The organism is Bradyrhizobium glycinis (assembly GCF_016031655.1).
GTDB classification, from domain to species: Bacteria; Pseudomonadota; Alphaproteobacteria; order Rhizobiales; family Xanthobacteraceae; genus Bradyrhizobium; species Bradyrhizobium glycinis.
In genome coordinates this window covers 1-23,899 of record NZ_JACCHQ010000018.1, presented here as the reverse complement: position 1 = coordinate 23,899, position 23,899 = coordinate 1, and the positions used below count along the sequence as shown (strand labels likewise).

Sequence of the window (23,899 nt, the reverse complement as noted above, 5' to 3'; positions counted from 1 at the left end):
ATGGCCAACGGGGCAGCGGCGTGAGGAGGCGGGCGTATCCTGCAAAGGGGTGATTGCAACAGCAGGGGCGTGTCGTGGTAGTGAACGGCGAGGACGCGCGGGACATCGGCGCCTGAAAGCGGTACCAAGGGACGTCAGATGAGTGGTGACCTCGATCTCGCGAGCTTCGAATTGCATCCGCAGCGTGGTGCGGTGCTGGCCGAGGTGCATGCCCGCCCCTTCACCCGGCTAGTCGCGCCGCTCACGGTGCTGCGTTTTGCCTTTCTGAGCCAGGGTGAGGTTGCCGCGGCCGATCGCGAGAGGTTCGTGGCATTCTGCACGTCGCACGGACAGGCGCCGCCGGATGCCGAGACGAAGCATCATCAGGTCATGATCGGTGCGACCCAGCTTCGCTGGGAGCAGCACTCGGAATTCACCACCTTCACCTGGATTCTGGACGGCTCTTGCGAGCGGCAGTTCGGCGAGATCGGCGATGAGGCTGCAGCGCTGATCCGGTCGCTCCACCAGGCCGGGCAGTTGCTGGTTGGGGTCAAGCTCGAGGTCGAGCAGACCTCCGCGGCGCTGGAGCGTGCCCAGCAGCTTTTCGAGCGAGCCAGCCTCGCCGTGGCGGCGGTCCGCAGCGGGCCTGCCGTCGTTGCATCCGACTTTCGTACCGACGAGCAGGGCTTCGTCCGCATTCTCGTGTGCAATGACGGCCTGTCGCCCGGCCGTCTCGGCGCGCTCGTGCAGCGCGTGCTGGAGATCGAGACCTACCGCACGCTGGCGCTGCTCGGCCTGCCCGCCGCGATTGAGCTTGCGCCCTCCGTCGATCACATCGGTCGGCGGCTGGTCGAGGTGCTCGAGGAGATGCAGCGCGCCGAGCATCTCAAGCTGAACAACCATCTCTTGAACGAACTGACCGCATTGGCGGCTACGCTCGAAAGAGGCGCTGCCGGCAGCCTGTTTCGTTTCGGCGCCAGCCGCGCTTATTACGAGATCGTGCAGGCGCGCCTGGCCGTGATCGAAGGCGGCGAGATCGCGGGATATCCGACCTGGTCCTCGTTCCTTGCCCGCCGTATGGCGCCGGCCATGCGCACCTGTGCCACGACGGAGGACCGGCAGGCCACTCTGTCGATCAAGCTCGCGCGCGGCCGATCTGTTGCGCACGCGCGTCGATATCGAGCTCGAGGAGCAGAATCGCGACCTGCTGCGCTCGATGAACGAGCGCACAAGGCTGCAATTGCGGTTGCAGAAGCACGGTCGAAGGCTTGTCGGTGGCGGCGATCGGCTACTACGTCGTCAGCCTGTTCGGCTATCTCGCCAAGGGCGCCCATGACAGCGGCCTGCATGTCGAGCCTTCGCTGGCGACCGCCGTCTTCGTCCCGGTGGCCGTGGCCGTGATCTGGCTCGTCACCCGCAATATCCGCAGACGGCACCTGAAACACGACGAATTGCCGGGCGCTCACGATTGAGGACGCCGACGAGCCCCTTGCGCTCCGGAGGCGAGCGGTTGAAGCTGGGACGACCGGGAGACATGAGATGGACCGATCCGACGGCATGACCAACGTGCTCTGGCTGCAGGGCGCCAGTTGCGGCGGATGCACCATGTCGATCCTCGAGAGCGGCGCCTCGGGCTGGTTCGACGAGCTTCGGCAATTCGGCGTCAACCTGCTGTGGCATCCGTCCGTGAGCGAGGAGACGGGCGAGGAGGCGGTCGAAGTCCTGCAATCCATGCTCGACGGCAAGGTGCGGCTCGACCTGCTTTTGCTGGAAGGTCGGTCGCCCGGGGACCGAACGACACTGGCCGCTTCAACATGCTCGCGGGCACCAATCGTTCCGTCTACAGCTGGATGCTCGATCTGGCGCCGCGCGCCGATTACGTGATCGCGGTCGGAAGCTGCGCGGCCTATGGCGGCGTTCCGGCCGCCGGTGCGAACCCGACCGATGCCGTCGGCCTGCAGTTCGAGGGCTCCGACAGTGGCGGCGCGTTGGGCGCGGCGTTCCGCTCGCGGCTCGGTCTGCCCGTCATCAACGTCGCGGGATGCGCACCGCATCCGGGCTGGATGATGGAAACCATTTTGGCACTGACCACCAAGGATCTTGCCGCAACCGACCTTGACGGATATGGGCGGCCGAAGTTCATCGCCAATCATCTGGCCCATCACGGCTGCTCGCGCAACGAGTTCTACGAATTCAAGGCGAGCGCCGAGACCATGTCGGAGCGCGGCTGCCTGATGGAGCATCTCGGCTGCAAGGCTACGCAGGCGGTCGGCGATTGCAACCAGCGCTCTTGGAACCGCGGCGGCTCCTGCACCAAGGCGGCTATGCCTGCATCGCCTGCACGTCGCCGGGTTTCGAAGGCGGGCGGAACTTTATGGAGACCGCCAAGGTCGCGGGCATTCCGGTCGGCCTGCCCACCGACATGCCAAAAGCCTGGTTCGTTGCGCTTGCGGCGTTGTCGAAGTCTGCAACGCCGCGGCGCGTGCGGTTGAATGCGACTGCCGACCACGTCTTGGTGCCGCCCGCAGGCGCTGGGGCCAAGCGATAGCCATGAGGCGGATCACGATCGGTCCGTTCAACCGCGTCGAGGGCGACCTCGAAGTTCGTCTCGACGTCGAAAGCGGGCGCGTGGTGGGTGCCGAGGTGACGGCACCGCTCTACCGTGGCTTCGAGCAGATCCTGAAAGGGCGGCCGCCGCTCGATGCGCTGGCGCTAGCGCCGCGGATCTGCGGCATCTGCTCGGTCTCGCAATCGGTTGCCGCAGCCGCCGCGCTGCGCGAGGCGATGGGCATCGAGGCTGCGCCCAACGGGCTGCTTGCGACCAATATCGCGCATGCTGCGGAGAACGCGGCCGACCATCTGACCCATTTCTATATCTTCTTCATGCCGGACTTTGCCCGCGAGGCCTATGCGGCGCATGACTGGCACGCCGCGGCGCGCGAACGCTTTGCCGCGACCCGCGGCAGTGCGGGGCGCGACGCCCTGCCGCCGCGGGCGCGGCTGCTCGAGACCATGGGCATCATCGCCGGAAAATGGCCCCACAGCCTCGCGTTCCAGCCCGGCGGCACCACCCGCGCCATCGATGTCGGCGAGCGCGTCCGGCTGCTCTCCATCGCGACGGCGTTCCGAAGCTTTCTCGAGCGGATCGTCTTCGCCGATACGCTGGAGAATGTGCTGGCGATCGCGACCGCGGACGAGCTCGATCGCTGACGCGACGGCCGTGGCTGCGACTTTGCCCATTTCCTGCGGCTTGCCGATAAGCCCGCGCTCACCGGGCTCGGCAAGGGGATGGGCTTGATGATGAGCTACGGCGCCTATCATGGTCCCGACGGCGAGCTGTTTCCGCGCGGCCTGTTCGGCCCGCGCGCTGCGATCGAGCCACTGCCATTGGCCCAGATCACCGAGGGATGTCTTCCACGCCTGGATGCGCGCTTCCTCGGCCGACCCCGCCCACAGCAGCACGGTGCTCGACCGCGACAAGCCGGTCGCCTACAGCTGGTGCAAGGTGCCGCGGCTGTCGGGGCAGCCGATCGAGGTCGGCGCCATCGCTCGCCAGACGGTGGCGGGGCAGCCGTTGATTGCCGACCTGGTCTCGGTCAGCGGCACCAATGTGCGCAACCGCGTGATCGCGCGGCTGATCGAGACCGCGCGCATCGCGCTCGCGCTGGAGCAGTGGACGCGCGCGCTGCGGCTGTCGGAGCCGTTCTGCCACAATTCGCACGAGATCCCGAACGGCAGCTATGTCGGGCTGGTCGAGGCCGCGCGCGGCAGCCTAGGACATTGTATGGCGGTGCGGAACGGCAAGATCGAGCGCCACCAATCATCGCGCCGACCACCTGGAATTTTTCGCCGCGCGATTCCTTCGACGTCGGGGGCCGCTGGAGCAGGCGCTGGTCGGCACCGATGTGGGCGAGGCCGGCGCGCGCGCGGTCGCGATCCAGCACATCGTGCGCTCGTTCGATCCCTGCATAGTGTGCACCGCGCACTAGGCGGAAACTCCGTTGCCGACTGCAAACGTGTTGTTTCCGCTTCTCCTGGGTTCAGCACCGTCGCGTCCCACTCCGTTGCGCAATTCAACACGCAAGGGTTTGAAATCTCTCTACTTTTGAATCGCTCCAAATCGTTGGCCTGCTTCTTGCTGTCTTTGGCGTCATCGAAAAGTCAAAGCCGAGGCGGGAGGAAATATGGGCGCGGCGACGGAAACGTTTTACAGCGTGATCAGGCGACAAGGCATCACGCGTCGGAGCTTTCACAAATTCTGCAGCCTGACGGCGACGAGCCTCGGGCTCGGCCCGCTCGCGGCGAGCCGTATCGCGAATGCGCTCGAGACCAAGCCGCGCGTGCCCGTCATCTGGATGCACGGGCTCGAATGCACCTGCTGCTCGGAGAGCTTCATCCGGTCCGCCCATCCGCTGGTGAAGGACGCCGTGCTGTCGATGATCTCGCTCGACTACGACGATACCATCATGGCGGCCGCGGGCCACCAGGCCGAGGCCATTCTCGGGGAAACCCGCGTCAAGCACAAAGGCCAGTACATCCTCGCAGTGGAGGGCAACCCGCCGCTGAACGAAGGCGGCATGTTCTGCATCGACGGCGGCAAGCCGTTCGTCGAGAAGCTAAAGATGATGGCCGAGGATGCCATGGCGATCATCGCCTGGGGGGCCTGCGCGTCCTGGGGCTGCGTCCAGGCGGCCAAACCCAATCCCACACAAGCGACCCCCATCGACAAGGTTATCACGAACAAGCCGATCATTAAGGTGCCGGGATGCCCCCCAATCGCCGAAGTGATGACCGGCGTGGTCACCTTCATCACTACCTTCGGCAAGCTGCCCGAGCTCGACCGCCAGGGCCGGCCGAAGATGTTCTACTCGCAGCGCATCCACGACAAGTGTTACCGCCGCCCGCATTTCGACGCCGGCCAGTTTGTCGAGCAGTGGGACGACGAGGCCGCGCGCAAGGGCTACTGCCTCTACAAGATGGGCTGCAAGGGTCCGACCACCTACAATGCCTGCTCGACCGTACGCTGGAACGGCGGTGTCTCCTTTCCGATCCAATCGGGCCACGGCTGCATCGGCTGCTCGGAGGACGGCTTCTGGGACAAGGGCTCATTCTATGATCGTCTGACCAACATCAAGCAGTTTGGCATCGAGAAGAACGCCGACCAGATCGGAATGGCGGCGGCCGGCGTCGTCGGCGCCGCGGTAGCTGCGCATGCGGCCGTGACGGCGGTGAAGCGGCTCGCGTCAAAGCGCGAAGACGCGGACCATAATAGCTGAGCAAAAAGAGACATCAGGGCAGGGACGACTATGGGTATCCAGACTCCCAACGGCTTCAATCTCGACAATTCCGGCAAGCGCATCGTCGTCGATCCCGTGACTCGTATCGAAGGCCACATGCGGGTCGAGGTCAACGTCGACGCCGACAACGTCATCCGCAACGCGGTCTCGACCGGCACGATGTGGCGCGGCATCGAGGTGATCCTCAAGAACCGCGATCCACGAGACGCCTGGGCGTTCACCGAACGGATCTGCGGCGTCTGCACCGGAACGCACGCGCTGACGTCGGTGCGTGCGGTGGAGAACGCGCTCGGAATCACCATCCCGGAGAATGCCAACTCGATCCGCAACCTGATGCAGCTCGCCCTGCAGGTGCACGACCACGTCGTCCACTTCTATCATCTGCATGCGCTCGATTGGGTCGACGTGGTCTCCGCGCTCTCGGCCGATCCGCGAGCGACCTCGACGCTGGTGCAGTCGATCTCGAGCTGGCCGCTGTCCTCGCCGGGCTACTTCAAGGATTTGCAGACCCGGCTGAAGAAGTTCGTCGAATCCGGGCAATTGGGACCGTTCAAGAACGGCTATTGGGGCAGCAAGGCCTACAAGCTGCCGCCCGAGGCCAACCTGATGGCGGTTGCGCATTATCTCGAAGCGCTCGATTTCCAGAAGGAGATCGTCAAGATCCACACCATCTTCGGCGGCAAGAACCCGCATCCGAACTGGCTGGTCGGCGGCGTGCCCTGTCCGATCAATGTCGACGGCACCGGCGCGGTCGGCGCCATCAACATGGAGCGGTTGAACCTGATCTGCTCGATCATAGATCAATTGATCCAGTTCAACGAGCAGGTCTATCTGCCCGACGTCGCGGCGATCGGCTCCTTCTACAAGGACTGGCTCTATGGCGCCGGCCTCTCTGGCAAGAGCGTGCTTGCCTATGGCGACGTGCCCGAACACGCCAACGACTATTCCGCCAAGAGTCTGAAGCTGCCGCGCGGGGCCATCATCAACGGCAATCTCTCGGAAGTATTTCCGGTCGATCTCGCCAACCCCGACGAGATCCAGGAGTTCGTGGTGCACTCCTGGTACAAATACCCCGACGAGACCAAGGGCCTGCATCCCTGGGACGGCGTCACCGAGCCGAACTTCGTGCTGGGCGCCAATGCGAAGGGGACCAAGACCGCGATCGAGCAGCTCGACGAGGCCGGCAAATATTCCTGGATCAAGGCGCCGCGCTGGCGCGGGCACGCCATGGAGGTCGGCCCCCTGGCGCGCTGGGTCGTCGGTTACGCTCAGAACAAGGCGGAGTTCAAGGATCCCGTAGACAAATTCCTGAAAGATCTGAACCTGCCGACCTCGGCGCTGTTCTCGACGCTCGGCCGCACGGCGGCGCGCGCGCTCGAGTCCGTTTGGGCCGGTCGCCAGATGCGCTACTTCCAGGACAAGCTCGTCGCCAACATCAAGGCCGGCGACAGCTCGACGGCGAACGTGGACAAATGGAAGCCGGAGAGCTGGCCCAAGGAGGCCAAGGGCGTTGGTTTCACCGAGGCACCCCGCGGCGCGCTCGCGCACTGGATCAGGATCAAGGACACCAAGATCGACAATTACCAGTGCGTGGTGCCGACCACCTGGAACGGCTCGCCGAGGGATCCCAAGGGCAACATCGGCGCCTTCGAGGCGTCGTTGATGAATACGCCAATGGTCAATCCCGAGCAGCCCCTGGAGATCCTGCGCACGATCCATTCCTTCGATCCGTGCCTTGCCTGTTCGACGCACGTCATGAGTCCGGACGGTCAGGAATTCGCCAAGGTCAAGATCAGGTAGGAGGCGGCGATGATGGATGCCATTGCTCCCGGTTCGGACGTCAGGTCGGACCTCTCCGCGATCGCCGCCGACGCTTCCGGAGAACGTGCGGTGGGCAGGCCCACCGTCTACGTCTATGAAGCGCCGGTCCGGATCTGCCACTGGGTGAACGCGTTTTCGATTCTCGTGCTGATGGTGACAGGCTATTTCATCGGATCGCCGCTGCCGACGGTCGCCGGCGAAGCGTCTGACAACTTCGTCATGGGCTACATCCGCTTTGCCCATTTCGCCGCCGGACAGGTGCTCGCGGTCTTCTTCCTCACGCGCTTCTTGTGGGCCTTCGTCGGCAACCACCACTCCCGGCAGATCTTTTACATCCCGGTTCATCGCAAGCAGTTCTGGAAGGAAGTGCTGCACGAGATCCGCTGGTACGCGTTCCTGGAGCGCAAGCCGAAGATGTATGTCGGCCATAATCCGCTGTCGCAAACGGCGATGTTCACGGGCTTCACCCTGTTCGTGGCTTTCATGATCGTCACCGGCTTTGCGCTCTATTCCGAGGGCACCGGGATCGACAGCTGGCAGCACAAATTGTTCGGCTGGGTGTTCGCGATCTGGCCGAACAGCCAGGACGTGCACACCTGGCACCACCTCGGCATGTGGGCGCTGGTGATGTTCGTGATGGTCCACATCTACGCGGCGGTCCGCGAAGACATCATGTCGCGCCAGAGCATCGTCTCCTCGATGATATCAGGCGAACGGCAATTCCGCGATTGAGACGGGAACGCGACCGATGTCGAAATCTTCGCAAAACGACCGCATCCTGGTGCTCGGCATCGGCAATATCCTGTGGGCCGACGAGGGCTTTGGCGTACGCGTGGTGGAAGAATTCCACCGCCGCCACGCCGTGCCCGACAACGTCACCATTCTCGACGGCGGCACGCAGGGCCTCTACCTCGTGAACTACCTGGAGGAGGCCGATCGCCTGATCGTGTTCGACGCCATCGACTATGGCCTCGAGCCGGGCCAGCTGAAGCTGGTGCGCGACGACGAGGTGCCGCGCTTCACCGGCGCCAAGAAGATGAGCCTGCACCAGACCGGCTTCCAGGAGGTGATCAGCGCGGCCGATTTGCTCGGCCGCTGCCCGAAGCACCTCGTCCTGATCGGTTGCCAGCCGCTCGATCTCGAAGACTGGGGCGGGCCGCTGACGCAGCCGGTGCGCGACCAGATCGCGCCTGCGATCGAGCTCGCCTGCCGGATCCTGGCCGATTGGCGCATCGAGGTGCAGCAGCGCGGCGAACCCTTGGTGGCATCCGAGCGGCTGCTCGCCAACGACATCGATCATCTCAATTACGAGATGCGGCCGGTCTGACCGGCGCGGCCGTCTGGAGAACGCGCGATGTGCCTCGGCCTGCCAATGACGATTGTCGAGACCGATGGGATGTCGGCACTGTGCGAATTTCGTGGCGAACAGCGCCGCGTCTCGGTGCTGCTGCTGTCCAATCCGCCGGTCGGTGCTCACGTGCTCGTCTACATCGATAGCGCGATCCGGCTTCTGGACGAGGAAGAGGCGCGCCTGATCGGCGCCGCCATCGACGGTCTCGGTGCTGCGCTCGACGGCGAGGATTGCGATCGCTTCTTCGCGGATCTGATCAACCGCGAGCCGCAACTGCCCGCACATCTTCGCTCCGAGTAAGCGACCCGCCGGCACCTGCGCTGGCGCACCCCGCCGCGGCAATCGGCTTGCTGGCTGCAGGCTAGCCTGGAAGTTATCTTTCTCTCTGCAAAGATGAATTCCATCCAAAACCGGAAAGCATCTTACCATCAATGTATGCGCCCTTCTGCGCGCTCGAAAATACATGATGTAGATCAAACGGATAATCCGGGAGGATTGCTAGTCTATCCTGGCATGTGCCTTGCTAACCCCATTTCGAAGCGAAAACATAAGCTTGCCAGGGGAGGTCTGATGGAATTCCAGGTGGGGAAGCATGGTCTGACGCGGCACGGCCTGCCTGAGGTCGACGCCGCGACGGTCGATGAATTTCTGGGCGGGGCCGACGAGGCCGGTGCGATCGCGGTGCTGCTGTCCGCAGGCGATCCCAACCGCTTTCCCGAGGCGACCGACCTCGCCGTGGTGCTGCCGGAGCTGATCGCCGCATTCGGAGGCCGGCTGCGTGGCGCGGTCATCGCGCGCGATGCCGAGCGAGCGCTCGGCGAGCGCTTCGGTGTGCGCGTGCAACCGACGCTGATCTTCGTCGCCAGGGGCGAAACACTGGGGCTGATCGCCAAGATTCAGGATTGGTCGGTCTATATCGACCGCATCACGAAATTGATCGACCGGCCGCGCGGGCAGTGCGCCGCCGTCGCCGTCACCATCGTTCCCCAGCATCGCACACAAGGTGTCGCGCCATGAAGGTCGGCTTCTGGGATGCGCCCGAAGGCGCCGAGCAACCGGTCAGCGTGTTTCCGATCGGGGAGGAGAGTCTCAATGCGGCGAGCGGCAGCCTGACGGCAGCTGGCGCGCTCGCGCGGCTTGCAACGCTCGACAGCGCGGAGCTCGCCAAGCGCTGTCCTAACGCGGTGGCGCTGCTCTCGAAGATGGCGGCAGCCATCGCGGAGCAAAAGGCGGACGCGCCGAACCAGCTGTTCCGGCTCGCCAACCTCAACGATCTCGAGAGCAAGCTCGTCGCCGACGTGCTCGGCGAAGGCGAGGTCGGCGGCGTCGTCGCGCTTCCGGACGGTTCGCTGGCGCAGATCCAGGAATCGGTTCTGGCGGGGATCTGGCGCGTGCGGCTCAAGACCGACGCCGCCTCCGAATATATCGAGATCGGCGCCATCCCGGAGATCGTCAAGCGCGCGGCCGCCGACCTGACGTCCGCCGATTTCGAGATCGGGCAGGCGCCGGAGGGCGCCATGAACGTGCTGCCGGTGCTCGCCGAGATTCGCGAGCGCGCGCTGGCCTGGCGTCCCGGCACCCGCTCGCAGATCATCAATTTCACGCTGCTGCCGATGAGCCCGGTCGATATGAGCTTCCTGCAGGAGACGATCCGGAACGGACCGATCCAGCTCGTGTCGCGCGGCTATGGCACCTGCCGGGTGCTGTCGACGGGCATACGCAATGTCTGGTCGGTGCAGTTCTTCAACGCCATGGACACCATCATTCTCGACACGCTGGAAGTCGGCGGGGTGCCGACCGTCGCGCTCGCGGCGGACGAGGATTTCGAGGATTCCGCCGAGCGGCTGCAGGAAATCATCGAGGCCTATTTCAAATGAGCGCCTTCGAGAATTTTGGCGTGCGCCAGGACGTTGCCGACGTGACGCGGCTCGAATGCGGCATCTGCTGGACCATCTACGATCCCGCCGATGGCGACGAGGTCGCCCAGATCGCGCCCGGCACGCCGTTCGCGGCGCTGCCGGAGGACTGGCATTGCCCGAACTGCGACGCGCCGAAATCCAAATTCATGGCGATCGAGGCATGATGGGGAGCGCCCCCAATCCTGCTCGCGACCGGGACGCCGCGGCGTGGGGCGAGCTCCTGGCCGCAAGCTATCGCGAGATCGGCGATCGCGCGATGAAAGATCTGCCGATCTACAACCAGGCGCTCGGCGTCGAGGCGGTCGGTTTCCGCTCCTTCAATGGCACGATGGTCGGCATCATGGTCACGCCGTGGTTCATGAACGTGGTGATGCCGGCAAGTGCGGCGCGGGAGACGGCGGGCTCGAACTCGCGAATCCGCTTTCCCGCAGGTGATATCGAATTCACCCTCAGCGAGGTCGGACAAATGGGCCGGGTCGCGAGCTGCTCGCTGTTCTCGCCGATGTTCGAGTTCGCCGACATGGCCGCCGCCCGGGCAACGGCCGAAGCCGCACTGGCGGAGCTGATGCTGCCGGCGGACAGCGAGGAGGCGGTCCGCCGCCGCGCGCCTGCGACAAGTCAGATCGATCGGCGTAACTTTCTGCGTGGTGCCTTGACGGAGCGGCGCGGATGAGCCTGGTCTTCCGCAACGAGATCGACATCACGGTGTGGCTCGCCGGCGCCACCATCGCCGATGTCGCGATCCGGCCGCGCAGCCGGCCGCCGCTGACGCGGCTGTTTGCGGGAAAGCCCGCGGCGTCCCTGGTTCCGGTGTTGCCGCGGCTGTTCTCGCTCTGCTCGGTCGCGCATCAGGTGGCATATCTGACGGCGATCGAGACCGCTTCTGGGCAGGAGGCGACGCAAGCGGCTGCACTCCGTCGAGTCACGGCGGTGGTTGCCGAACGCCTGACCGAGTTGTTGCGGGGCCTGTTCGTTGGAGGAATTGCACTCGACGGCGGCAGCGCCGGTGCCGTCCGCGCCATGATGCAGGCGAGCGCGGTTCTCGGCGTGGCGAGCGAAGGCGTACCGGAAGCTGCGCGGCGCGAGGCCGTGGCACAGATCAGGGCTGCGCTCGCCGCACTGGGGATTGTTGGCGAAGGTCCGGCCCTCGCGCCCGGCAGCGCGCTGGCCGTCTATGTCGCACGCTGCGAGAGCAAGGGATTGTCGCCGCCGGCGGTCGAGCCATCATTCCTGACCGCCGCCGATGATCTCGACATCGTCACGCGTCTGCTCGCGGACGGGCCAGCCTATTCCGATGCGCCGGATCTCTGCGGCAGAATTCCGGAGACCGGCGTCTGGGCGCGCCGGGCTCAGCGCGAGCCCGTCCCGCCAGCGGCGAGCCCGGCGGCGCGGCTCGAGGCGCGCATCGCCGAGGTCGCGCGGCTCTGTGCCTGGCTCCATGGCGAGGCCAGCCTCGACGACGGTGTCGTTGCGAGCTACCGGCTCGGCCCTGGCAAGGCGGCGGCCGCGGTCGAATGTGCGCGAGGCCGGCTCTACCACGCGGTCGCGCTCGACGAGGCGGAGCGCATCGTGAGCTTCGAATTCCTGGCACCGACCGAGTGGAATTTCCACGCGCGGGGACCGCTGGTCCGGATGCTCAAGGGTGCGATGCTGGCCGCCGGCCGGCGGGGCCAGGACGCGGTGCGTGCGCTGGTCGGCTCGTTCGATCCTTGCGTCGGCTTCAACCTCGACTTCCGCGAGGCCGGCCATGCATGAGATGGCACTGTGCGAGGGTATCATCGGCATCGTCGAGGAGGAGGCGCGCAAGCGCGCCTTCGCCAAGGTGAACGTGGTCTGCCTCGAGATCGGCGCTCTCAGCCATGTGGCGCCGGAGGCGTTGAAATTCTGCTTCGAGGCCGTTGCGGCCCGGACCATCGCGCGAGGCGCCCGGCTTGAGATCGTGGCGACGCCGGGCACGGCCTGGTGCATGGATTGTTCCAAGAGCGTCGAGATCAAGCAGCGCTACGAGCCATGCCCGTCCTGCGCCGGCTATCATTTGCAGGTCACGGGTGGCGAAGAGATGCGCGTGCGGGAATTGGAGGTCGACTGATGTGTACGGTCTGCGGCTGCAGCGATGGCAAGGCATCCATCGAACATGCGCATGATCATCATCATGGCCATGACCATGACCATGGTCACGATGGGCATCATCATCATCACCATCACCATCACGGTCATGGGCATGACCACGATCCTCACCACGATCTCGCGACGGGCGATGCCGGACTGCTTGACCGCAGTGCCAACCCGGCCGGGCAGACGATCGCCGGCATGAGCAGCGAGCGCATCATCCAGGTCGAACGCGACATTCTCGGCAAGAACGACCGACTCGCGGCCGACAACCGTGCGCGCTTCCGCGCCGACGAGGTGCTCGTCTTCAACCTGGTGTCGAGCCCCGGCGCCGGCAAGACATCGCTTCTCGTCCGTGCGGTCTCGGAATTGAAGGACAGTTTTCCGATCGGCGTGATCGAGGGCGACCAGCAGACCTCCAACGATGCCGAGCGCATCCGCGCCACCGGCGTTGCCGCCATCCAGGTCAATACCGGCAAGGGCTGTCACCTCGATGCGGCCATGGTCGGCGAGGCCTATGACCGGCTGCCCTGGCTGAACGGCGGCCTTCTCTTCATCGAGAATGTCGGCAACCTCGTTTGTCCTGCGGCCTTCGATCTCGGCGAAGCCTGCAAGATCGTGGTGTTCTCGACCACCGAGGGCGAGGACAAGCCGCTGAAATATCCCGACATGTTCGCGGCTTCCGCCTTGATGCTGATCAACAAGATCGACCTCGCGCCGGTGCTTGACTTCGACCTTGCCAGGACGGTCGAATATGCGCGGCGGGTCAATCCGGGCATCGAGGTGATGACGGTGTCGGCGCGCACGGGCGAGGGGTTTTCCGCCTTCTATGCCTGGATCCGCAAGCGCTGGGCGAAGCTGAAGCAGGCTGAGAGAACTGCGCAGGGTTGACGATGGACGGGGGGACGAGCGCGCACGACGGGAGGAGGTTGCGACTGCACGTGCGCGGTGCCGTGCAGGGCGTCGGATTTCGTCCGCATGTTTACGGTCTCGCCACGCGCTATCGGCTCGGCGGCTTCGTCGCCAACGACCCGCACGGGGTGGTCATAGAGGTCGAGGGCGAGCGTGCAGCCGACTTCGTCACAGCGCTGCGGCTCGAAAAGCCCCCGCTGGCCCGGATCGACGAAATTTCGGTGCAGCCGGTCGGCGCGGTCGCGAGTGCGGAGTTTTGCATCCGCGCCAGCGAGCAGGGCAGGGTATCGACCCGCATCGTCGCCGACGCTGCGACTTGCGACGAATGTCTGCGCGAGCTGTTCGACCCGAACAGCCGCTTTTATCGCTATCCGTTCATCAACTGCACCCATTGTGGCCCGCGTTACACCATTGCCGAGCGGCTGCCTTATGACCGCGCAACCACCGCAATGAAGGGCTTTGCGATGTGCAGAGCCTGCGCGGACGATTACGCCAACCCGAGCAGCCGCCGTTTCCATGCCGAGGCGATCGCCTGTCCGGATTGCGGACCGAGGCTCAGCCATGAGGTCGCGGACATTGCCGCCGCGATCGCAGGCGGCAAGATCGTCGCGATTAAGGGGCTCGGCGGTTATCAGCTTCTCTGCGATGCCCGCGACGACGATGTCGTGCGGCGCCTTCGGCGGCGCAAGCAGCGCGATCAGAAACCCTTTGCCGTGATGGTCGGCTCGGTGGAGGCGGTCGCCCACCTCGCCGAGGCCGATGCCGCCGAGCTCGCGCTGCTCGAGACGTCGCCGCGGCCGATCGTGCTGATGGCCTCGCGCCAACGTCTCGCGCCGGCCATCGCACCGGAGCTGTCGCGCCTCGGCATCATGCTGCCGGTCACGCCGCTTCATCACCTGATCTTCGAAGCCCTCAATGGGACGCAGCAGCGGGCCTGCGCAAGTTGGGCGATCGTCGCAACCAGTGCCAATCCTGGCGGCGAGCCGCTCCTGATCGACAACGGCGAGGCCGAGCGGCGCCTTGCCGGCATTGCCGATCTCATCGTCACGCATGACCGCGACATCGTCACCCGGGCCGACGATTCCGTGGCCGCATGCGTCGCGGGCCGGACGCAGTTCATCCGCCGCGCGCGCGGCTACGTGCCCGATCCGGTTCGCCTCGCCCGGTCGGTGCCGCCGATCCTCGCCGTCGGCGGCGCATTGAAATCGACGGTGACGGTCACGCGCGGCAACGAGGCGTTCGTCTCCCAGCACATCGGCGACCTCGACACTGCGGCAGGCCACCGCTTTTTCGAGGAGACGGTGGATCACCTGCTTTCGACGCTCGACGTCGAGCCGGTCGTCATTGCCCATGACCTGCATCCGAACATGGCTTCGACCCGCTTTGCCGAGTCCAGGGGAAAGCCGCTGATCGCGGTCCAGCATCACCATGCCCATGCGGCCTCGGTAATGGCGGAGCATGGCGTCGCAGACGAGGTGCTGGCGTTGGTTCTCGACGGCTTCGGCTATGGCAGCGACGGCGGCAATTGGGGCGGCGAGCTCCTGTTGTGCGATGGCGCTCAGTTCCGGCGGCTCGGGCATCTGGCGCCGATGAAGATGCCCGGTGGCGATCGTGCCGCGCGCGAGCCGTGGCGCATGGCCGCGAGCGTGCTGCATGGCCTCAGGCGTGGCGGCGTTGTCGCGACCCGGTTCGGTGCACAGCCGCAGGCCGCGCGCCTTGGCACCATGCTCGAGCATTCCGGCGTGCCGATGACGACCAGCGCAGGCCGGATGTTCGATGCGGCGGCGGGGCTGCTGGGTCTCTGCCCGGTGCAGAGCTACGAGGGCGAGGCTGCTATGAAATTGGAAGCACGCGTCCGCACACGGCCCATCGCGGAGGACGGCTGGACCATCGAAAACGGCGTGCTGTCCCTGTCTCCGTTGTTCGCGCGCCTGGCCGACGAGACGATCGATCCGGCCCAAGGCGCCGAGCTGTTCCACGGCACGCTGGCCACAGCCTGCGTCGACTGGATCAATCGCGCGGCCGATGCGACCGGCATCACGACCGTCGCCTTGAGCGGCGGCTGCTTCCTTAACGCGATCCTCAGCGCCGAGATCGAGCGCGGCTGCAGAGCAGCCGGCCTCACGCCGTTGCTGCAACGCCAGCTGCCGCCCAACGACGGCGGCCTCAGCCTCGGTCAGGCCTGGATCGCCGCGCTAACGCTCCTCGAACGGCAAGCCCTGGAAGGAACCGCCTGATGTGTCTGGCGATACCGGCAGAGGTCACGAAACTCCTGCCCGACGAGATGGCCATCGTCTCGATCGACGGCGTCAGCAAGGAGATCTCGGTCGCCTTGATCGAAGACCTCGCCGTCGGCGATTACGTGATTATCCATGTCGGCCACGCCTTGACCAAGATCGATCCGGAAGAGGCGCGGCGGACGCTCGAGCTGTTGCGCGAGCTCAGCGCCGAAGGAGAGGGGGTCTCGCCATGAAATATGCAGACGAGTTTCGCGACAAGGAGATCGCGCTCGGGCTTGCGAAGACGATCCGCACGGGGGCCCATGCCGGACGGCCGTATCGCTTCATGGAGTTCTGCGGTGGCCATACCCATGCGATCTCGCGCTATGGCCTCGAAGACCTACTGCCGAAGAACGTGCGGATGATCCACGGGCCGGGCTGCCCGGTCTGCGTGCTGCCCGCCGGGCGCATCGACATGGCGATCCGCCTCGCGATGCGGCCCGACATCATCCTGTGCGTCTATGGCGATTTGATGCGGGTGCCGGGCTCGCAAGGCGCCTCGTTGTTGAAAGCGAAGGCGCGCGGAGCCGACATCCGCATGGTCTACTCCACCATCCATGCGGTCAGGATCGCGGAGGAGAATCCCGCGCGCGAGGTCGTATTCTTCGCCATCGGCTTTGAGACCACGACGCCGCCGACGGCGGTCATGATCCGTATGGCCGAGAAGAAGCAGCTCGCAAATTTCAGCGTGTTCTGCAATCACGTGCTGACGCCGCCGGCGATGCAGAACATTCTGGAGAGTCCCGACATCCGCAACATCGGCCGTGTCGAGATCGACGGCTTTGTCGGCCCTGCTCATGTCTCGACCATCATCGGAACCGCGCCTTACGAATTCTTCGCAGAAGAATTCGGCAGGCCGGTGGTGATCTCGGGCTTCGAGCCGCTCGACATGATGCAGGCCATCCTGATGCTGGTGCGGCAGGTCAATGAGCACAGGCACGAGGTCGAGAACCAGTACAGCCGCGCGGTGACCCGCGACGGCAACCTGCGTGCCAAAGAGGAGGTCTCCGACATTTTCGAGCTGCGCGACCAGTTCGAATGGCGCGGCCTCGGCCAGGTGCCCTATAGCGGGCTGAAGCTGAAGCGCGCTTACGCCAAATACGACGCCGAAATCCGCTTCGGCATGAACGAGCTTCGCGTCGACGACAATCCGGCGTGCGAATGCGGTGCCATCCTGCGCGGGGTGAAGAAGCCGGTCGACTGCAAGCTGTTTGGCACCGTCTGCACCCCGGAGACCCCGATGGGCTCCTGCATGGTCTCCTCGGAAGGCGCCTGCGCCGCGCACTGGACCTACGGCCGCTTCCGCGACCATCAGCAGAGGCGGGCGTCATGAAGGCCTATCAGCGCAAGCTCGATATCAGGAACGGCTGCGTCGACCTGTCTCACGGTTCGGGCGGCCGCGCCATGGCGCAGTTGATCTCGGGCCTGTTCCATGAGGCCTTCGGCAATGAATGGCTGGCGCGCGGCAACGACCAGTCGGCGTTCGATGTCGGCGCCGGGCGCATGGTGATGACGACGGACGGCTATGTGGTCTCGCCGCTATTTTTCCCCGGCGGCAATATCGGCTCGCTCGCGGTGCACGGCACCGTCAACGACATCGCCATGGCCGGTGCAAAGCCGCTCTATCTCTCGGCGAGCTTCATCATCGAGGAGGGATTTCGCTTCGCCGATCTCAAGCTGATCGCGGAGTCCATGGGGCAGGCGGCGCGCGATGCCGGCGTCCATATCATCACTGGCGACACCAAGGTGGTCGAGCTTGGCAAGGCCGACGGCCTGTTCATCTCGACGGCAGGGGTCGGAATCGTGCCCGACGGGCTCGATCTCTCGGCCGAGAATGCGCGGGTCGGCGACCGCGTACTGATCTCCGGCACGCTGGGTGACCACGGGGTCGCGATCATGTCGAAGCGGCAGAATCTCGCCTTCGAGACCGAGATCGTCTCGGATTCGGCGGCGCTGAACGATCTCGTCGCCAGGATGGTCGAAGCCGGCGGCCGCGGTATCCGCTTGATGCGCGATCCCACCCGCGGCGGGCTCGCCGCCACGCTGAACGAGATCGCCCGGCAGTCCGACGTCGGTTTCCACCTCCAGGAGGAGGCGATCCCGGTCAAGCCGGGGGTGGCGGCGGCGTGCGAGCTGCTCGGGCTCGATCCGCTCCATGTCGCCAACGAGGGCAAGCTGGTCGCGATCGTCGCGCCGGAAGTCGCCGGCGCGGTGCTCGCCGCCATGCGGGCCCATCCGCTCGGCCGCGATGCCGCCGACATCGGCCAGGCCGTCGCCGACGATCACCATTTCGTGCAGATGGCGACGAGCTTTGGCGGCGGGCGGATCGTCGACTGGCTCTCCGGCGAGCAATTGCCGCGGATCTGTTGAAGCCCACGATGCCCATCCTGCTGCTCTCGCATTCGTTCAACAGCCTGACGCAGCGTCTGCATGTCGAGCTGCGCGAGCGCGGCCATGAGGTCTCGGTCGAGCTCGACATCCATGCCGACGTCACGCGCGAAAGCGTCGCGCTCTACCAGCCGGGTTTGGTGATCGCGCCGTTCCTCAAGCGGGCGATTCCCGAAGACGTCTGGCGCAGCGTGCGCTGCCTGATCGTCCATCCCGGCCCGCCCGGTGACCGAGGCCCGGCGGCGCCCGACTGGGCCATTCTCGAGGGCGCGGCGGAGTGGGGCGTCACCGTTCTGCAGGCGACCGGCGAGTTCGACGCGGGTCCGGTGTGGGCGTTCCGCACCTTTCCATTGCGGCACGCGGCAAAATCGAGCGTCTACCGCAACGAGGTGACGTCAGGTGCCGTCGACGCGGTGTTGGAAGCCATCGATGCGATCGAAGCGGGACAGCCGACGCCGCAGCCGATGCAGGAGGGCGATGCGCGCATTCGCGTGCGCGGGCCCTGCCGCCAGTCCGATCGGGCGATCGACTGGCAGCACGACACGACGGAAATCGCCCTGCGCAAGATCAACAGCGCCGACGGCATGCCACGCCTGGTCGACAGCCTGTTCTTCCAGGACGTGCAGCTGTTCGATGTCCATGAAGCGCGCGGCATCTCCGGTGTTCCCGGTACGATCGTGGCACAATGCGATGGTGCCTTGGCCCGCGCGACGGTCGATGGGGGCGATCTGGATTGGCCATGTGCGGCAGCTTGCACCGAAGAGCTTGAAGCGACCTGCGGCAGAGGTGTTCGCCGAACAAGCCGCGCGCTTGCCGCGGCGGCCGGATTGCGGCTATGCGCCGCTGCAATACAGCGAGCATGGCGAGGTGGGCGAATTGGAGTTCTCGTTCTACAACGGCGCCATGTCGACCGGCGACTGTGAAGCACTGCTGAGCGCCTATAGGGCTGCGCTCGCGCGCCCGACGAAGGTACTGCTTCTGACCGGCGGCCGCGATTACTGGTCGAACGGGATTCATCTCGCTGAGATCGAGGCGCCGACAGCGCCGCCGATGAATCCTGGCGCAACATCAATGCCATCGACGATCTTGCGCGCGCGATCATCGAGACAACGGACCGGCTGTTGATATCCGTCATTCGGGGCAATCCGGGTGCCGGGGGCGCGTTCTTGAGCCTGGCGGCCGACGAGGTCTGGGCCAGTGATCAGGTCGTCCTCAATCCGCATTACAAGGACATGGGCAATCTCTTCGGCTCCGAATACTGGACCTATCTGTTGCCGCGTCGCGCGGGCGCTGGGAACGCGAGGCGGATCACGCAGTGCCGGTTGCCCGATGGGTATCGCCGAGGCGCAGCGCCTTGGTATCGTCGATCGTGTGCTCGCAGGAAACGAGCCTGCACGCGAAGCGCTCGTGAGGCTGGCCGCTGAGGCAGGCTCGGACCCAGGATTTGCACGACGCCTTTCCGACAAGACAAGACGCCGCGAGGCGGATGAGATTGAAAAGCCCCTGCAGGCCTACCTCGACGAGGAGCTGCGGCGGATGGGGCCCAACTTCTGCGGCTTCGATCCCAGCTACCACGTCGCCCGCTATAACTTCATCCACAAGGTGCCGAAGTCGCGTATATCGCTGACCATCGCCGATCATCGCTCGCGGCGCGCGACCAAACCGCACTTTGTCGACAAGCTCGCGCTTGCGGCCAGGCCTTAGAGCATTTTTGAGAGCACATCTTGAAGCATGACCTTGTGCGGGGACAGGTTGGCGACGATCCGCTTCAGCTTGGCATTCACTTCCTCAAGCTGGCGCAGCCGCTTCATCTCCGAAGGCATCAGGTCTGCATACTTCTTCTTCAAATTGAAATACGTCAGCCTGGCTGATTCCGGCCCTACGGCACACCCGGCCGGTCATGCATCGCTTACGCTTGCTCATCGACATTGCCATATCTGTCTCATTCCCTTCTTTGAAATCCTGCGAGGTTGAGCGGAAAATCGCGGAATTTCCGCGCGACTTGGCTTCACTTTCGCAAGTTTGCGTCGCGATTCCCATTAGAAGGGGCCCTCGAAGAGGAGATTGCAAATGAAGGTCGGTGTTCCCAAGGAGATCAAGACGCATGAATACCGCGTGGGCCTGACCCCTGGCGCTGTTCGCGAATATGTGGCCGCAGGCCACAGCGTTCTGGTCGAAACAGCGGCCGGTGCCGGCATCGGCGCCACAGACGACCATTATCGCAAGGCCGGCGCGACGATCTTGGACTCCGCTCGCGAGGTCTTTGCGTCGAGCGAGATGATCGTAAAGGTCAAGGAGCCGCAGCCATCGGAATGGACCCAGCTGCGAGAGAACCAGATTCTCTTCACATATCTGCATCTGGCGCCCGACCCGGAGCAGGCTCAGGGCCTCATGAAGTCCGGTTGTACGGCCATTGCATACGAGACGGTTACTGGTGCGGCTGGCGGGCTTCCGCTGCTTGCGCCGATGAGCGAGGTTGCGGGCAGGCTTTCGATTGAAGCTGCGGGTGCGGCGCTGAGGCGATACGCCGGCGGGCGGGGACTGTTGATCGGCGGCGTGCCCGGTGTCCAGCCGGCCCGAATCGTTGTGATCGGAGGCGGGGTCGTTGGTGCCCATGCGGCACGGATGGCAGCGGGATTGGGTGCCGAGGTCACGATCCTCGACCGTTCGATTCCCCGGCTTCGCGAGCTCGACGAGCTATTCGAGGGGCGCGTTCGCACCAGGTTTTCGACCATAGACGCCGTTGAGGAGGAAGTATTTGCCGCGGACGTTGTCATTGGTGCGGTGCTCGTTCCCGGCGCCAGCGCGCCGAAGCTGGTCGGCCGCGGCATGTTGAGCTCAATGCGCAAGGGCTCCGTCATCGTGGATGTAGCTATCGATCAGGGCGGATGCTTCGAGACCTCGCGTCCAACGACGCACGCGGATCCGACTTACGAGGTGGACGGCGTCATTCACTACTGCGTCGCAAATATGCCCGGGGCTGTCCCGCTCACCTCAAGCCAGGCATTGAACAACGCCACGCTGCCGTTTGGCTTGGCTCTCGCGAACAAGGGATTTTCAGCCGTGCTCGAGAATCCGCATCTGCGCGCAGGCCTCAATGTCTATCGGGGCCGGCTAACTTATAAGGCGGTGGCCGAGAGTCTAGGCCTACCCTTCTCACCGATCGAACAGGCCGCGGCCTGATCCCAGTGGTCCCCATGGGGACATTTCCTCCCTCACTTGGGCCACTCCTTCGGAGTGGCCCTCTTTTGGGGAGGAATGGCACCATCGTGTGACGTGCCCTCCAAGGCAGGTGTCAAGCTAGTTCTTGCAGAACTGTGAGCAGGGGCGCGTGCCCGACGCGCTCACACGCGACCGTTGGCTGACGGGTGAAGGGTTGCAGAACTACCCTCTCTAGGAGGTGCCGCCCCTACATAACCCACGAGATGACGATCAGGGCGACACAGATGCCGCAGGCCAGCTTGTCGGCATTCAACAGCCTTCCGGATCCACTATGTGCCGCCATCGGCCGCTGAGCTGCGGATGCGGCGCTTGCTGGCATCCGGCTCAAGAACAACAGCGAGGATCCCGAAGGCACCGAGACGGGCGCCATTCGCAGCCTGTACGGCTTTTCGCGCGGATATCAAGGTGCCTGACCGACTCTCGGAATCGGCCGAAGGCTGGTGCAATCGGCTGCTTGCCGACACGGCGGAAGGACGTTCGGAAGGAAGTCGACACGCTCGATGCGCCGGCCTTTCGCTACATCGTCGAGACCGGTCAGAACCCGAGGGCCCATTACATGACTTGGCGGCTGGAGCTGCGCCAAGGCTGGGCGGCGCACCGCGAAGCGCTCGACGAACTCTTCTCCGACGAATTTCAGCAGTTGGTGGTCGAGTTCGATAGCATGGACGATTCGTTCGACTCACTGGTCAACCGCCTGGAGGACATCGCCGACGCGTTGGGCGGCGAGGTCGATGACGATGATCGTCATTAGCGCGTCACATATAGCCGCGAGAGCGCTCGGTTCACGTTCGACCTGAAAAAGCGTCGCTTGGAGATCGCCTTCGGACGAAAGAACGCACTCGAACTTGTTGATGCTGCGCCGCAGTTTCAGCTCGACGTTCGTCATTCAATCCCCATGCTGGCTGCCCCGTCGCGCTGCAGTCGAAGCGCTGACGATGAAGCATAGCGAGCGCCCATGACGCAAGACATCACCACGCAAGAGGCGATCAAACGACTGACCAAGGTTTACCCGGCGAATCCGGACTCGTATTTTGCTCGTAATCGGCGAGAATTCCAGTTTGGCCAGTTTGCCCATTGTGAAAAACATGGCGATTACCAGCGCAAGATCAGCAAGGAAAACCTTCGCAAGCTTACGGACTGGTGTCGGAACGCGACACCCATAAACTGGAAAGGCGAGGATTTGGCCTATGGTCGGCCGGGTGACAATGAAGAGGCGTACCGCCGGCAACCCGGCCCAGTTGGTTTGAACCGACGCGCAGGCAGGTGCGGCAGCCGAGGTTGCTCCGGAGCGCCGAATCCATGGCGTCCAGTGTGGGCTTCTGCAACGCGCAGATCAGCACAATGCCGAGAGCCCTGGCGCGCCGGGCAATCCGCACAAGGTTGCCCGACAAGCGCTTGGCAATGGCTTTCTCCTCCTTGCCATCTGCTGTATCGATCTCGCTCTGGATCTCCGCGTACGCGTCGATGATGACAAACGTCCGGCCGCCTGGCCAGTTCTGAAGACCTTGGTCGCGCATCTGGTCTTGGCGTGCATCCATGGTCGCGACCAGCCCCTCGACCACGCGCACCACCTCCCGGAAATCCCAAATCACCTGCACCTTCCCACTATGTCGGTACCGGTTGGGAATTCCAGGCCGCCTTGAGGTCGATCAGCACGATCCGTTCGACCCCGCTGCTCTCAACCAGCTGATAGATCAAGGAATGCAGAAAGGTGGTCGAGGAAAGCCGGGCCAAACTGGCAAAGTATGGAGTGTTGGCACATCGCCATGGATCGCATCAGCCAATGTAACGGACTCGGCCAACGCGGCTGTGGCGCTTGATGGTATGACAACGGCAACCCAGGTGACAGCCACTGGTGGCGGTCCGTCTTAGCTAGCCAAACCGGTATGCCATCCGCAGGACAGCTTAAGTATAACCGCGGGTACATAGTACAATGCTACGACGGGGAACATTTATTGCCGATCTCTTTGGTAGCATCAACAACGATTCCGGCAAGAACGGAAACAGCCGCTTCGTTGTCGGAGATACTCCACTCGATTTCTTGGGTTTCTGAAACAGTAGTTGCACGCAGCCAAGACTGTCACTGCCCACATCGTCTCCAGACGGCAAGACGGCGCGACTACTTCGGTCAGGACCGCAACGTGTTCCAGAATTGTCACGGCGGCGGCCACGGCACGGCCGTCATGAAGACGAATTCGAGCGCGACGCCGTCCCGTTCCTGTCGGCTCCCAGCCTTGGCGGCTCCGCGCCCGCGTGTCGCAGTCCGCCTCTAGGCTATGACGGGTCCCACTCGACGCATCATGATTTCGAGCCGACCGCATTGAGGTGCGGATTCCAATGATCGCGCGCAGGTATTCCAATCTGATGCCGCGCAACGTTCCAATCTGATCGCGCGCAGGAGAAGCACCCGATCGTTAAAGGTAATTGGCACCATCGATAGCCCGTGGTCAAGCGGCCGCTGAAGGGATCACGTCACATGTTTGATGGTATGGTCGGCGGAGCGAAGCTGACCGGACGCGCACCCCCAACAGTGCCGTAGCGGCCGATCAGCTTCGCGCGCTGCAGTCTCGGTCTTCATCGGCAGCCGATGTAATCAAGGCCGAGCAAGAACGGGCGGACGCC

Annotated in this window: 22 protein-coding genes and 4 pseudogenes; 23 read left to right on the top strand and 3 right to left on the bottom strand. The window is 64.4% G+C overall.

All coding sequences use genetic code 11. The annotated features are described in order from the left end of the window. The first annotated feature begins 138 nt into the window (after window positions 1–138). The 20 genes and pseudogenes from HZZ16_RS23730 to HZZ16_RS37380 all read left to right on the top strand — a co-directional run bounded on the left by HZZ16_RS23730 (window position 139) and on the right by HZZ16_RS37380 (window position 18,978). Window positions 139–1,451 (top strand): annotated as a pseudogene (locus HZZ16_RS23730) (DUF3422 domain-containing protein). A 67-nt stretch (window positions 1,452–1,518) separates the two neighbouring features. After that, window positions 1,519–2,527: pseudogene (locus HZZ16_RS23725) on the top strand (NADH-quinone oxidoreductase subunit B family protein). Window positions 2,528–2,529: 2 nt separating this feature from the next. After that, window positions 2,530–3,968, top strand: a pseudogene (locus HZZ16_RS23720) (nickel-dependent hydrogenase large subunit). Window positions 3,969–4,163: 195 nt separating this feature from the next. Then, window positions 4,164–5,255, top strand: coding sequence for a hydrogenase small subunit (locus HZZ16_RS23715; RefSeq protein WP_197952259.1), 1,092 nt, complete (start codon window positions 4,164–4,166; stop codon window positions 5,253–5,255). Window positions 5,256–5,285: 30 nt separating this feature from the next. Further along, window positions 5,286–7,076 (top strand): nickel-dependent hydrogenase large subunit, encoded by a 1,791-nt coding sequence (locus tag HZZ16_RS23710; protein ID WP_197952257.1) that lies wholly within the window; start codon window positions 5,286–5,288, stop codon window positions 7,074–7,076. 9 nt (window positions 7,077–7,085) lie between these two features. Continuing rightward, window positions 7,086–7,829: a Ni/Fe-hydrogenase, b-type cytochrome subunit gene (gene cybH, locus HZZ16_RS23705; RefSeq protein ID WP_197952255.1), complete on the top strand. Its 744-nt coding sequence runs from the start codon at window positions 7,086–7,088 to the stop codon at window positions 7,827–7,829. Window positions 7,830–7,845: 16 nt separating this feature from the next. Beyond that, entirely contained in the window at window positions 7,846–8,424 is a 579-nt protein-coding gene (locus HZZ16_RS23700; RefSeq protein WP_197952253.1) for a HyaD/HybD family hydrogenase maturation endopeptidase, read from the top strand. 27 nt (window positions 8,425–8,451) lie between these two features. Next, window positions 8,452–8,748: a HypC/HybG/HupF family hydrogenase formation chaperone gene (locus HZZ16_RS23695; protein WP_197952251.1), complete on the top strand. Its 297-nt coding sequence runs from the start codon at window positions 8,452–8,454 to the stop codon at window positions 8,746–8,748. A gap of 270 nt (window positions 8,749–9,018) precedes the next feature. Beyond that, complete coding sequence (locus HZZ16_RS23690; protein WP_197952249.1) at window positions 9,019–9,465, top strand: thioredoxin domain-containing protein; 447 nt, start codon at window positions 9,019–9,021, stop codon at window positions 9,463–9,465. Then, window positions 9,462–10,325 (top strand): hydrogenase expression/formation protein, encoded by an 864-nt coding sequence (locus HZZ16_RS23685; RefSeq protein ID WP_197952247.1) that lies wholly within the window; start codon window positions 9,462–9,464, stop codon window positions 10,323–10,325. Before HZZ16_RS23690 ends, HZZ16_RS23685 begins: the two co-directional genes overlap by 4 nt. Next, window positions 10,322–10,531, top strand: a complete 210-nt coding sequence (locus HZZ16_RS23680; protein ID WP_197952245.1) for a rubredoxin — start codon at window positions 10,322–10,324, stop codon at window positions 10,529–10,531. The genes HZZ16_RS23685 and HZZ16_RS23680 overlap by 4 nt, the downstream gene beginning before the upstream one ends. Next, window positions 10,528–11,040 (top strand): [NiFe]-hydrogenase assembly chaperone HybE, encoded by a 513-nt coding sequence (gene hybE / locus HZZ16_RS23675; protein ID WP_197952243.1) that lies wholly within the window; start codon window positions 10,528–10,530, stop codon window positions 11,038–11,040. The genes HZZ16_RS23680 and hybE overlap by 4 nt, the downstream gene beginning before the upstream one ends. Beyond that, the gene (locus HZZ16_RS23670; protein ID WP_197952241.1) at window positions 11,037–12,122 is read left to right on the top strand and encodes a hypothetical protein; all 1,086 of its coding nucleotides are present in this window, start codon (window positions 11,037–11,039) and stop codon (window positions 12,120–12,122) included. Before hybE ends, HZZ16_RS23670 begins: the two co-directional genes overlap by 4 nt. Then, window positions 12,115–12,456 (top strand): hydrogenase maturation nickel metallochaperone HypA, encoded by a 342-nt coding sequence (gene hypA, locus HZZ16_RS23665; RefSeq protein ID WP_197952239.1) that lies wholly within the window; start codon window positions 12,115–12,117, stop codon window positions 12,454–12,456. Before HZZ16_RS23670 ends, hypA begins: the two co-directional genes overlap by 8 nt. Beyond that, window positions 12,456–13,367, top strand: a complete 912-nt coding sequence (gene hypB, locus HZZ16_RS23660; protein WP_197952237.1) for a hydrogenase nickel incorporation protein HypB — start codon at window positions 12,456–12,458, stop codon at window positions 13,365–13,367. The genes hypA and hypB overlap by 1 nt, the downstream gene beginning before the upstream one ends. Before the next feature lie 2 nt (window positions 13,368–13,369). Further along, on the top strand, window positions 13,370–15,625 hold the full coding sequence (hypF, locus tag HZZ16_RS23655; protein WP_197952235.1) for a carbamoyltransferase HypF: 2,256 nt from the start codon (window positions 13,370–13,372) through the stop codon (window positions 15,623–15,625). Next, window positions 15,625–15,861 carry a HypC/HybG/HupF family hydrogenase formation chaperone gene (locus tag HZZ16_RS23650; RefSeq protein WP_197952232.1) on the top strand — a complete coding sequence of 79 codons (237 nt, stop codon included), beginning with the start codon at window positions 15,625–15,627 and terminating at the stop codon, window positions 15,859–15,861. Before hypF ends, HZZ16_RS23650 begins: the two co-directional genes overlap by 1 nt. Continuing rightward, complete coding sequence (hypD, locus tag HZZ16_RS23645; RefSeq protein WP_197952230.1) at window positions 15,858–17,000, top strand: hydrogenase formation protein HypD; 1,143 nt, start codon at window positions 15,858–15,860, stop codon at window positions 16,998–17,000. The genes HZZ16_RS23650 and hypD overlap by 4 nt, the downstream gene beginning before the upstream one ends. Next, entirely contained in the window at window positions 16,997–18,037 is a 1,041-nt protein-coding gene (hypE, locus tag HZZ16_RS23640) for a hydrogenase expression/formation protein HypE (protein ID WP_197952228.1), read from the top strand. Before hypD ends, hypE begins: the two co-directional genes overlap by 4 nt. Window positions 18,038–18,045: 8 nt before the next feature. Beyond that, the gene (locus tag HZZ16_RS37380) at window positions 18,046–18,978 is read left to right on the top strand and encodes a formyltransferase family protein (RefSeq protein ID WP_246510370.1); all 933 of its coding nucleotides are present in this window, start codon (window positions 18,046–18,048) and stop codon (window positions 18,976–18,978) included. 90 nt (window positions 18,979–19,068) lie between these two features. On the opposite strand, the gene HZZ16_RS37375 is transcribed toward HZZ16_RS37380, so the two are convergent. Further along, entirely contained in the window at window positions 19,069–19,278 is a 210-nt protein-coding gene (locus HZZ16_RS37375; protein WP_246510369.1) for a hypothetical protein, read from the bottom strand. Window positions 19,279–19,384: 106 nt separating this feature from the next. On the opposite strand from HZZ16_RS37375, the gene HZZ16_RS37370 reads away from it, so the two are divergent. Continuing rightward, a complete protein-coding gene (locus HZZ16_RS37370) occupies window positions 19,385–19,759 on the top strand; it encodes a hypothetical protein (RefSeq protein ID WP_246510404.1) in 375 nt (124 codons plus the stop codon). Here HZZ16_RS37370 and HZZ16_RS23630 read toward each other — a convergent pair. Beyond that, window positions 19,730–19,945 (bottom strand): annotated as a pseudogene (locus HZZ16_RS23630) (transposase); the annotation flags it as partial. The gene HZZ16_RS37370 and the pseudogene HZZ16_RS23630 overlap by 30 nt on opposite strands. 180 nt (window positions 19,946–20,125) lie before the next feature. Here HZZ16_RS23630 and ald point away from each other — a divergent pair. Together ald and HZZ16_RS23620 are read left to right on the top strand one after the other, a co-directional pair. Beyond that, window positions 20,126–21,238 carry an alanine dehydrogenase gene (gene ald / locus HZZ16_RS23625; RefSeq protein WP_197952226.1) on the top strand — a complete coding sequence of 371 codons (1,113 nt, stop codon included), beginning with the start codon at window positions 20,126–20,128 and terminating at the stop codon, window positions 21,236–21,238. A gap of 595 nt (window positions 21,239–21,833) precedes the next feature. Then, the gene (locus HZZ16_RS23620; RefSeq protein WP_197952223.1) at window positions 21,834–22,028 is read left to right on the top strand and encodes a hypothetical protein; all 195 of its coding nucleotides are present in this window, start codon (window positions 21,834–21,836) and stop codon (window positions 22,026–22,028) included. 379 nt (window positions 22,029–22,407) lie between these two features. Here HZZ16_RS23620 and HZZ16_RS23615 read toward each other — a convergent pair whose 3' ends face one another. Then, complete coding sequence (locus HZZ16_RS23615) at window positions 22,408–22,869, bottom strand: hypothetical protein (RefSeq protein WP_197952221.1); 462 nt, start codon at window positions 22,867–22,869, stop codon at window positions 22,408–22,410. Between the last annotated feature and the right edge of the window lie 1,030 nt (window positions 22,870–23,899).